The sequence below is a fragment of the Streptomyces sp. NPDC057654 genome (assembly GCF_042800135.1).
Taxonomy (GTDB): domain Bacteria; phylum Actinomycetota; class Actinomycetes; order Streptomycetales; family Streptomycetaceae; genus Streptomyces.
Genome location: NZ_JBHVHQ010001369.1, coordinates 1 through 1,401, shown reverse-complemented (window position 1 = coordinate 1,401; position 1,401 = coordinate 1). Strand labels below are relative to the sequence as shown.

Sequence of the window (1,401 nt, the reverse complement as noted above, 5' to 3'; positions counted from 1 at the left end):
CCTGAACGCACCTCCCGCATACGGGGCGGCAGCCGGGTCACATCAGCAGTCCCGAAGCTCCGGAGACTGGTTCAGCAGCTGGCCCCGGATCGAGGTGAAACGGGCGAGACGGTCGTCGACCGCCGGGTCGAGCGGGAAGACCGCAACCCGGTGGCAGTTCTGGAACGCCAGGCGGACCCCGAAGTGCCGCTGGAGCGCACCGCGGATCGCGTCACTCGCCAGCGCGCGCAGCAGTTGGCCGCGCGCCTGCTCGTTCGGAGGAGGCGTCTGGTTGTCGGCGAACTCGCCACCGTCGACCTTGAGCTGGGCCACCAAGGAGCTGACCATCTCCCATGCGTAGGGCAGGGAGGTCCGGACGCAGTCGACGAATTCGGCTTCGTCGACCTCGCCTCGCTCGGCCTGTTCGAGGAGGGCCGGTGAGACGTCGAGCGACATGGGTTCTCCTCTCGCGACCCCGCGAGCGGGGTCTAAGGGATGGGCGGACGGTCGACAACGGAGAGTGCCCGCACGGCGACCGCCCCCTTCAACGGTAATTCGGCCACTGCCGACGCACCAGGAGAATGCGCACACAACCGGCCATCGCCGTTTAACCCCATCCGGGGCGAATCGCGTGGACGGCCCGGCGTCGAGTAGCGTGACCGACCATGCGTCTCGTCATCGCCCGTTGCTCCGTGGACTACGCGGGCCGGCTCACCGCCCATCTCCCCTCGGCCCCGCGTCTGATCCTCGTGAAGGCCGACGGCAGCGTCTCCATTCACGCTGACGACAGGGCCTACAAGCCCCTCAACTGGATGTCGCCGCCCTGCACGCTCAAGGAGGGCGACGGCGATGTGTGGACCGTGGTGAACAAGGCGGGCGAGAAGCTCATCATCACCATGGAGGAGGTGCTGCACGACTCCTCGCACGAACTCGGCGTCGATCCCGGCCTCATCAAGGACGGCGTGGAAGCACACCTGCAAGAGCTGCTCGCCGACCGGATCGAGACACTTGGCGAGGGCTGGACGCTGATCCGGCGCGAATACCCCACCGCCATCGGCCCCGTGGACATCCTCTGCCGGGACTCCGAGGGCGCGACGGTGGCGGTGGAGCTCAAGCGGCGCGGCGAGATCGACGGCGTCGAGCAGCTCACGCGCTATCTCGAACTCCTCAACCGGGACCCGCATCTCGCGCCGGTCAAGGGCATCTTCGCGGCCCAGGAGATCAAGCCGCAGGCGCGGGTGCTGGCCACCGACCGCGGCATCGGCTGCGTGGTCCTGGACTACGACGCGCTGCGCGGCATCGAGGACGACAAGCTCCGCCTCTTCTGAACGGCGCCTCGCCCTTCTGGACCTCTTTTGAGTACTAACCGCTCTTTTCAGACCGGGCCGTGAGTGTTACGGGCCGTACGGGGATCTCCCGTAC

The 1,401-nt window shown here is 67.7% G+C and carries 2 protein-coding genes; one reads left to right on the top strand and one right to left on the bottom strand.

Going from position 1 to position 1,401, the window contains the following annotated elements; all coding sequences use genetic code 11:
* Window positions 1-42: 42 nt before the first annotated feature.
* Window positions 43-435, bottom strand: coding sequence for an SCO5389 family protein (locus tag ACFU99_RS43700; protein ID WP_363132677.1), 393 nt, complete (start codon window positions 433-435; stop codon window positions 43-45).
* Window positions 436-644: 209 nt separating this feature from the next.
* On the opposite strand from ACFU99_RS43700, the gene nucS reads away from it, so the two are divergent.
* A complete protein-coding gene (nucS, locus tag ACFU99_RS43695; protein ID WP_384404350.1) occupies window positions 645-1,307 on the top strand; it encodes an endonuclease NucS in 663 nt (220 codons plus the stop codon).
* The last annotated feature ends 94 nt before the right edge of the window (window positions 1,308-1,401 follow it).